The organism is Nostoc sp. DedQUE07 (assembly GCF_034530975.2).
In the GTDB taxonomy this organism is placed as follows: domain Bacteria; phylum Cyanobacteriota; class Cyanobacteriia; order Cyanobacteriales; family Nostocaceae; genus Nostoc.
Window position 1 is genome coordinate 43,862 of sequence record NZ_JAVRCC020000054.1, and the last position, 8,827, is coordinate 52,688.

General features: G+C 46.1%; 10 protein-coding genes. 7 read left to right on the plus strand and 3 right to left on the minus strand.

From position 1 onward, the window contains the following. The first annotated feature begins 41 nt into the window (after window positions 1–41). The 7 genes from RMZ95_RS28155 (at window position 42) to RMZ95_RS28185 (ending at window position 6,303) form a co-directional block, all read left to right on the plus strand. Window positions 42–1,034, plus strand: a complete 993-nt coding sequence (locus tag RMZ95_RS28155; RefSeq protein WP_322685809.1) for an alpha/beta hydrolase — start codon at window positions 42–44, stop codon at window positions 1,032–1,034. A 339-nt stretch (window positions 1,035–1,373) separates the two neighbouring features. Beyond that, window positions 1,374–1,769 carry a DUF6130 family protein gene (locus RMZ95_RS28160; RefSeq protein WP_322685808.1) on the plus strand — a complete coding sequence of 132 codons (396 nt, stop codon included), beginning with the start codon at window positions 1,374–1,376 and terminating at the stop codon, window positions 1,767–1,769. A gap of 286 nt (window positions 1,770–2,055) precedes the next feature. Continuing rightward, window positions 2,056–2,535: a nuclear transport factor 2 family protein gene (locus tag RMZ95_RS28165; protein WP_322685807.1), complete on the plus strand. Its 480-nt coding sequence runs from the start codon at window positions 2,056–2,058 to the stop codon at window positions 2,533–2,535. A 52-nt stretch (window positions 2,536–2,587) separates the two neighbouring features. After that, window positions 2,588–2,992, plus strand: a complete 405-nt coding sequence (locus tag RMZ95_RS28170; RefSeq protein WP_322685806.1) for a DUF302 domain-containing protein — start codon at window positions 2,588–2,590, stop codon at window positions 2,990–2,992. Between the two features lie 214 nt (window positions 2,993–3,206). Next, a complete protein-coding gene (locus tag RMZ95_RS28175; protein ID WP_322685805.1) occupies window positions 3,207–3,698 on the plus strand; it encodes a hypothetical protein in 492 nt (163 codons plus the stop codon). 161 nt (window positions 3,699–3,859) lie between these two features. Next, on the plus strand, window positions 3,860–5,278 hold the full coding sequence (locus RMZ95_RS28180; RefSeq protein WP_322685804.1) for a mercuric reductase: 1,419 nt from the start codon (window positions 3,860–3,862) through the stop codon (window positions 5,276–5,278). A gap of 74 nt (window positions 5,279–5,352) precedes the next feature. Continuing rightward, window positions 5,353–6,303, plus strand: coding sequence for a lactate/malate family dehydrogenase (locus RMZ95_RS28185; RefSeq protein WP_322685803.1), 951 nt, complete (start codon window positions 5,353–5,355; stop codon window positions 6,301–6,303). Between the two features lie 101 nt (window positions 6,304–6,404). Here the strand turns inward: RMZ95_RS28185 and tehA are convergent, their stop codons facing one another. From tehA to RMZ95_RS28200, 3 genes are all read right to left on the minus strand, one after another. Continuing rightward, the gene (gene tehA, locus RMZ95_RS28190) at window positions 6,405–7,418 is read right to left on the minus strand and encodes a dicarboxylate transporter/tellurite-resistance protein TehA (protein WP_322685802.1); all 1,014 of its coding nucleotides are present in this window, start codon (window positions 7,416–7,418) and stop codon (window positions 6,405–6,407) included. Between the two features lie 144 nt (window positions 7,419–7,562). Further along, a complete protein-coding gene (locus RMZ95_RS28195) occupies window positions 7,563–8,516 on the minus strand; it encodes a class I fructose-bisphosphate aldolase (protein ID WP_322685801.1) in 954 nt (317 codons plus the stop codon). Next, complete coding sequence (locus RMZ95_RS28200; protein ID WP_322685800.1) at window positions 8,513–8,707, minus strand: hypothetical protein; 195 nt, start codon at window positions 8,705–8,707, stop codon at window positions 8,513–8,515. The genes RMZ95_RS28195 and RMZ95_RS28200 overlap by 4 nt, the downstream gene beginning before the upstream one ends. Window positions 8,708–8,827 lie beyond the last annotated feature (120 nt).

Sequence of the window (8,827 nt, forward strand, 5' to 3'; positions counted from 1 at the left end):
CATTTCAACAGATTGTTTACTAATTATCAAAGGAGAATGTCATGGTTGCTCAAGTAAATTCACAAGCAAAGATTTTGGAAGTTGCAGACGATCCACGTCTTTCTAAAGGAGTGAAGGCATTTTTGAAAGTGCTGAACTCAGGAGGTGTGCCTCTAGAGACATTACCTCCACTCGAAGCGCGTCAAGTTCTCGTAGATGCACAGGCTTCCGTTCCAGTAGACCTTTCAGGCATTGAAGAGTCTGAGAAGACAATTACTGCTGACGGTTATTCGATTATGCTCAACATCGTGCGACCGGAAGGTATCAAAGGCACATTGCCTGTTTTCATCTTTATTCATGGTGGTGGTTGGGTGTTGGGTGATTATCCAACACATAAGCGCATGGTGCGCGATCTGGTTGTGCTTTCAGGGTTTGCAGGAGTCTTTGTCAACTACACGCGCACGCCAGATGCTCAGTACCCACAAGCGATCAATGAGATTTATGCTGCGACCAAATGGGTTGCCGAGCATGGTGAGGAAATTGGGGTGGATGGCAAGAATTTGGCAGTGGTCGGCAACAGTGTCGGCGGAAATATGACAGCTGTCACTGCTTTGAAGGCAAAAGAAAACGGAGGGCCACACATCAAGCTACACATCATGATGTGGCCGATCGTCGATGCCGATTTTGAAACGAATTCTTATCATCAATTCGGCGACAAACGATATCTAACCGTACCCACAATGAAGTGGATGTATGACCTGTACATCCCTGACCCAGAAAAGCGCAAAGACATCTACGCATCTCCCTTACAAGCGACGGTTGAGCAACTCAAAGGCTTGCCTCCAGCATTAATTGCAGTTGCAGAAAGCGATATTTTGCATGACGAAGGCACAGCCTACGGACGCAAGCTCGATGAAGCTGGGGTAGAGGTGACAACGGTGCAGTACAACGGCATGATTCATGACTTTGGACTGCTCAATGGTTTAGCCGAACTGCCAGAAGTCCGCTCTCTGTTTGTTCAAGCTGCTGCTGAATTGAAGAAACATCTGCAATAGGATGCGATCGATGTTTTTGGGGAAAGGAAAAGACGCTCTTCCATCGCTTTGCTGCTTACCGAGTTAGCGCAGGGGAAAAGAGTAAAGCGGAATGGCACTAAGTTAAGATACAGCCCTTGCTGTAACTGGTTCCCAGCCTCCAGGCTGGGAACCCATTCTGGGAGGCTCTGCCTCCTCTTTCTTGACGAGAGGCAGCAGCCCATTCTGAATACATTCCCAGTCTTCAGACTGGGAACGAGACTAAACAAGCCTTTGGGCTTTTCTTAGTACCATTCGACTCTGCGCCGTTTCACCTTTAAATGGATCGTAATACAAACTACTCTCAGGTAATTACCTGCTATGAACAGCCACACACCGAGCGCTAGGGACATTATTGGATCATCACCGTTGATTGCGATCGCAAACGAAGCACCACCCAAGCTGATTGTCGATCCACCGCTTCCCGAACCACTGGCACAGGGACGCGTCTTTATCCAGTACCGGACGGAGAATTTGCGCGTGTTGCCGGTGTTCGGCAAAGGTGCCCTCGAAGTATCGCCGCGCATCGGTCATATCCACATCACCGTTGACGATGCGCCGTGGCACTTTGTAGATTCCAGTGGGGAAACGATCATCCTAGTCGGACTAGAACCTGGCGTACACAAGGTGCTGATCGAACTAGCTGATCCCACGCACAAAGTAATCACTAGCGAAACTGTAGAGTTCACGCTGCCCGATTTTAAGAAATCATCATGAAAAAACTAGAGGGAAAAATCGCAGTTGTGACGGGGGCTTCTGCGGAAACGCTGCACATTGCGGGTGGTAGTCGTCGATCTGTATTAAACTGCTTTTGAGGTAATTCGGCCGGCACGTACTTACAGCAAAATTCAGAATCCAGAATTAAAACAGGATTCATACCTGACTTTGGGACTTAGTTTGTGTACTCCACCAACTTGAAATCTGCTGTAATTTTAATCTAATCATGCTGAGACGTTGGCAAAGCCTCTCGGAACGAGAATCGCCATCATATCACTTACATACTATGAACAACCCTGAAAATTCTCGACTACCCCTGCCGCCTTTTGATAATGAATCCGCTATCCAAAAAGTCCGAATTGCAGAGGATGCTTGGAACACACGTAACCCTGAACTAGTATCACTCGCTTACACGTCGGATAGCATTTGGCGCAACCGCTCAGAATTTCTATCTGGCCGTGAGGCGATCGCACAATTCTTGACACGTAAGTGGCTTAAAGAATTAGACTATCGTCTGATAAAAGAGCTTTGGGCTTTTCAAGACAACCGCATTGCTGTCCGATTTGCTTACGAATGGCATGATGATTCCGGCAACTGGTTTCGCTCTTACGGCAATGAGAATTGGGAGTTTGATGAACATGGATTCATGCGATGGCGTATTGCCAGCATCAACGACCTGCCAATTCACCAAAGCGATCGCAAATACCACTGGATACTAGGTCGTCGTCCTGACGATCACCCCGAATTGTCAGACCTCAATCTTTGAAAAGCCCAATGGCTATATCACCTAGTTTTTATCCTACAAGAAGTCCACTGCTATGAATGCAAACAACGGCATCATTAGCCAGCTCAGTCAATATTCAGTGCCTGTAACCATTGATCGATTAGAAGCCGTCCTTCAAATAAAAGGCATCACCATTTTTGCCCGCATCGATCAACAGGCTGAAGCCGAAAAAGTCGGACTAAGCCTGTGTCCTACACAGTTGTTGCTGTTTGGCAACCCGAAAGCCGGAACTTCCCTCATGGTGGCAGAACCAACGATCGCCCTGGATTTACCCCTGAAAGTACTGGCATGGGAAGCAACTGACGGCAAGGTGTGGTTGAGTTACAACGATCCTAATTACTTAAAACAGCGATTTTCTCTCTGTGATGAGTTGGTGAAAAATATCGCTATCATTGCACCTTTAATCCATCAAGCACTTAGTTCCGCCGATCGCAAATAAGTTGCAGAATTAGCACGCGATCGCACTTTGGCGTTTTTGAAACAGTATTTAAGGAGTGGTGTCAAAGTCTGAACTGGGGTGACTACTGCTAGATAATTCGCCCACCGCGATCGCCCTGATAACCAAGATATTCTGATTTTGAATCACTGGAAAAACGCTGCATATCGCGGGTAGTTTTTAAGAAAGAGAACGGTGAAAATCAACAAGAAAAACCATGAACATTAACAAGAATGACATCGCAGTAGTCGTCATCAATCCGCAAAACGATGTCTTGAACGAAAAAGGGGTTTCCTGGGATTTGGTAGGTAAGAATGTCAAACTCGTTAATTTTACAACACTCATGAAAACATTTGCGTTACTCCTGGCTCTACCAATAAGTATCTTAGCTAATTTTTCCTTAAGAGCTTCTGCTGATTCTACTGCTGGCATCGTCCTGAGTACGAAATGCCGAGGCGGCTACAACGTAAATATTTGGCAGAAGTATACGAACGGTGAACTGCTTTATCGCGCCACTAGTCCCAACGGTAATTTAAGTTTGGGCAAAGGAACTAGCCAAGCGACAGAAGGTGTTCGAGTGTATAAGTTTCGGAGTGGAATTTATCAATATTGGGTGTGGGATGGCACGTTGGATAACCCGCAGTCTGGAACTTTAGAGGTGTATAAAAACAACCGTATTTTGATGAAGCAAGCTTGTAGAAAAAGTTGAATCTTCTAGCAGGTGTTATATACTTTTTGTCAACCCAGCTAGGGCAAGCATCTTGAGTTACGTTCGCCAAATACATTATCGCTAAAACCCTCTTAGTCAGTTTTTTCTGAAATTCATAACACCTTCTAGAAATCGTATTCACCTTATCAAACTCAAAGGATATGGAAGCGAACGCTCAACACTACGACGACATTATTATCGGCGGCGGCAAAGCGGGTAAAACACTAGCACCAGCGTTAGTCGCTGACGGACGTAAAACCGCTCTAGTTGAACGCAGCTTAAACATGATTGGTGGTGGGTGCATTAATATTGCCTGCATTCCTACTAAAACTATGGTGGCGAGTGCCAGTGTCGCAAACACAGTGCGAAATAGCGCTGCTTATGGTGTTAAAGCTAATACACCCATCGTTGATCTAGCAGAGGTAATCCAACGAAAACGATCGGTTGTGCAATCTGCGCGTGAAATAAACTTGCACAATTTAGAAACGGCTCTGGATAAGAACTTGATTATTGGCGAAGCAAGGTTTGTTGCTCCTAAAACAATTGAAGTAACGACGACTGAGGGGAACAATCGTGTACTTACCGCCGAACGCTTATTTATTAATACAGGCACACGACCGTTAATTCCATCCATCCCCGGACTCACTGAAGTTGAGTTTTTAACAAGTGAGTCGATTATGGAGCTAGAATACCTGCCCGAACACCTGATCGTTCTCGGTAGTGGTTATATTGGTTTAGAGTTTGCCCAGATGTTTCGGCGCTTTGGCTCTCGTGTTACTGTCATTGGGCAAAGTGAGCAAATCCTGTCTCAGCAAGATCCAGATATAGCGATCGCAGTTCAAACCTTGCTGGAACAAGATGGTATTGAATTCTTGCTAAAGGCGAAGGTGTTGAGGGTCGTTCGCGAAGCGTCTCCTTTGGAGAATCGCACTGGTAATGAAACCATCGTGCAAATCCAAGTTGGCGATCGTGAAATCACCCTCAAAGGGTCGCATTTGCTCGTCGCCGTTGGTCGTGCGCCCAATACCGAGAGCTTAAATTTAGCTGCTGCTGGTGTGGCAACCGATACACGCGGATTTATTCAAGTTAACGATCGCTTAGAGACGAACATACCGGGGATTTGGGCGTTAGGCGATATCAATGGCGGCCCGCAATACACCCATATATCGCTCGACGATTATCGCATTATCAAAGCTAATTTAATTGATGGGAGCAACCGGAGTACAGGCGATCGATTGCTTCCATCGTGTCTATTCATCGATCCAGAACTAGCTCATGTGGGTTTGACTGAAACTGAAGCACAGCAACAAGGATATACAATCCGTGTGGCGAAGGTAGATGCGTCAGCCGTTCCTAGAGCAAGAACGCTCGGTCAAACTGATGGACTTCTGAAGGCGATCGTGGATGCAGATACAGGTCGTATTTTAGGGTGTTCCCTGTTGTGTCATGAAGCAGGTGAAGTGATTTCAACAGTGCAGATGGTGATGCAAGCTCAGATGCCCTACACTGTTCTACGCGATGGTATTTTGACTCATCCCACGATGACCGAAGGGTTAAATATATTGTTTTCCAAGTTGTAAAAAGACAGCAATTACAGACCCAAGGACTTACCAAACAAACGACATTTCATTCTTGAAGGTCAAGTAGATATAGCATGATTAGTAAAACATCTAAAGTCGGTATTATTGGTGCAGGTAATGTAGGTGCAGACGTTGCAAATGCTTTAGTTTTACTCGGTAGATGTGTAAGGGTTGTCCTTTTTGACCGAACCTTATCAAAAGCTGAAGGACAAGTATGGGATATCGAAGACAGCATTCCCTTACTTAAAGAGATGGAGATTATACCATCAAATCAGTATGAAGATTTAGCTGATTCAGATATCATTATTGTGACTGCTGGGGTGCAGCCAAAACAAGGACAGACGCGATTAGATACATTGAGCGACAATGCAGAGATTATACGTTCGACAATCAAAGAATTGGATCGAGTTGCACCGAATTCAATCGTAATTATCATTAGCAATCCAGTGGATGTACTCACGCGGATTGCAATCGCTACTTCCACCAGAGCAGAAAACCTAATTTTCGGTTCAGGAACCGTTCTTGATACTGCTAGACTGAGATATCAACTTGGAAAGCAACTGAATGTTGCAAAACAAGACATTCATGCTTATGTGATTGGAGAGCATGGAGACAGTCAATTTGTCGTTTGGTCTAGTGCATTTATTGGAGGAATTCTGTTAACTGAATTTCCCATACCACAAGGAGCAACGCTAGAACAAATTCAGCAAGAGTACGCACAGTTAACTCGTAAACGAGGCCATAACATTTTTGAACGCAAAGGAAATACAAGCTATGGTATATCAACAGTAGTTTGTCAGTTAGTTGATACCATCCTGCGAGATGAAAAGCAGATATTTCCAGTATCGGCTAGAGCAGATGCTAACTATGGAGTTGGCAATGAAGTTGTTCTTGGACTTCCATGTATCATTGGCTCAAAAGGTATTGACCGCCAACTGCTGTTATCAAGAAATGCTCATGAACAACGCTTATTAGAAGAATCAGGCAACAAACTCAATGAAGCCTATAATTCTTTGCATAATTAAAATCAAATTGGAACCCTATTAAACAACATACTCGTCATTATTTCGAGTTGAGTAAACGAACGATTTAGTGTCATTTTGCTTAGTTGTTGCAGCCATAAGTTCTACTTCCAATATGTTCTGGAAAAATGAGCGATCGTTAGCTTAGTAATTTGCCCCGCAGCAAGAGCCGCAGTGTCCCTAGAGCAATACTGCCTGATCGCAATATTTGCGCCAATGAATAGCAGTAGTGCCAATTCTTGCATCATTCCAGTCATGCCGCGTTCAACAAGGCGCAAGGATGCCAGCGACAAGGCAGCAATGCCGAGGGTGAATGCCCAGTAGGAAGCTGTAAAGGGTTGTTGAAACAACCACGGTAGCAGCCGCAGTAGAATCAGTGCTTGCAACAGTCCATAGCCGAAGAGGAACTGGGCAAAGGCATCGGGCTGACCAGTGGTGATACTCAAATAAGCAACACAGCCAACGGCAGGGGGGGCAAGTTGAATGCCCAGCGTTGGCCGTAGTGGTTTAGGCAATGCTTCTAACAAGTAGAGGCGCTGCATAATCATCGACTCCAGTGCTAGCCACGAAAACAGCCCTCCTCCAAAAAACAACAGGCCCCACTCTCGATAACCGAGGGTACTAGCAACGATCGCACTGACAAAACTACCTGCGACTGTAGAGAGGTAGAGAATGGGTGTAATAATTTCTGGCTTACGTCCTCCCATCCATAGCTGACCGGAACGATACACGCCAAAGCTTAACTGACCAATTGCACCGACAACAAATAATGTGATGGCGATCGCACGAGAGTAGGGTGCGCTCGCTAGCGCCACAAACATCGTAGACACAGGCACTAACCCGATAAAGCAACACAAAACAGGATGCTCAAATTCAGCTAAGGCATCTGCTCTCGCCCACAGCCATTTACCCACATAAAGCAGCAACAACACGAGCCAGATTGCAATTGTCAGCAACATAATTGCTTCGCTAATCCAGGTAGGCAAGTGCCAAAGTTTAGCAGCTACTCGCCAGCAACTACCTAATCCTGCCAAACCCAGAATCATACCAAAAAAGGAAGCAGGAATGATGGCACGATAATCTTTCAATAAGGTAGGCTTTGGACGGGATTTTCTCACGATCTAGCTTTCCTGACAGCAGTAGAGAGATGCAAGCGATGAAAAAAGTCAGGCATATTGGGGTGGGGAAGATTGCTTCAAGGTGAGGAGTCGGTTCGTAATAGAGACAAAAAACCCAATTTTTAGGCTGTTTTGATAGACAAATTAGGTCAGTGCAGGAGTGCGAATGGTCTCAGACTGTTCACTGTAAATATCCATGATTGTGTTGAGCAATCGCAGTGCATCTGGCTTGGAACGCTGGAAAGAATTGCGTCCGATAATCGAACCAAATCCATGTCTGGCATGAATGGCACGAACTTCATTGAGGAAAGCATCATCACTGTCGATGGGCCCACCCGAAAAAATGACAATCCGCCGTCCGTTAAAGGCACATTGCACCACATGATGCACTCGTTGAGATAATGTTGCGATCGGAATTTGCTCTTGCTCATACACTTTACGGGCTGCATCCTGTTCAACGTGTTCGTTTGGTAGCTTTACCTTGATGATGTGAGCGCCCAATTGAGCCGCAATCTGAGCCGCATAGCCAATCACATCGATCGCTGTCTCACCCACTTTACTTAAACCCGATCCCCGCGCATAAGACCAAATCATCACGACCAATCCATGCCGCTTTGCTACCTCGGCACAGGCTCGAATCTGCTGATACATCTCAAACCGATGGGCTGAACCTGGGTAAATAGTGAAGCCGATCCCCACGCATCCTAATCTCAGCGCATCCTCCACGCTGCCAGTGAGTGCTTGTGTTGGGTCTGACTCAGCTAGTAACACATCGCGATCGTTAGCTTTCAGAATTAGGGGAATTTCACCTGCAAATTCTCGCGCTCCCGCTTCCAAAAATCCTAACGGTGCGGCATAGGCATTGCATCCTGCTGCGATCGCTAACTCAAAATGATAGCGAGGATCGTAGGCTGGTGGATTAGGCGCAAAACTGCTAGCTGGCCCATGCTCAAAGCCTTGATCCACAGGCAGCATAACGACTTTGCCAGTTCCAGCTAGTTTGCCATGATTCAGCAACCGGGCTAAATTAGTCAGCGTTCCGGGATTGTCGCTGCCATACCAACTGAGAATTTCTTTTACTCGATGAGTCATCGTCATGATTTTATCTCCGTCTGTTGTTCTACGTGTCCGCCAAACTGGAAACGCATGGCAGACAGTAGTTTATCTGCAAAATCATTTTCGCCGCGTGAGTTGAACCGTTGATACAGGGCTGCGCTGAGTACAGGGACAGGAGTACCTTCGTCAATGGCGGCTGCGATCGTCCAGCGTCCTTCACCCGAATCGGACACGCGCCCGCCAAAGCCTGATAGGTCTGGTTGTTCCAGGAGGGCGATCGCAGTTAGATCCAGTAGCCAGGAGTTATATCATGTCCGGATGATCGCTTACGATAAAGCTAGGAAGTAAAAATA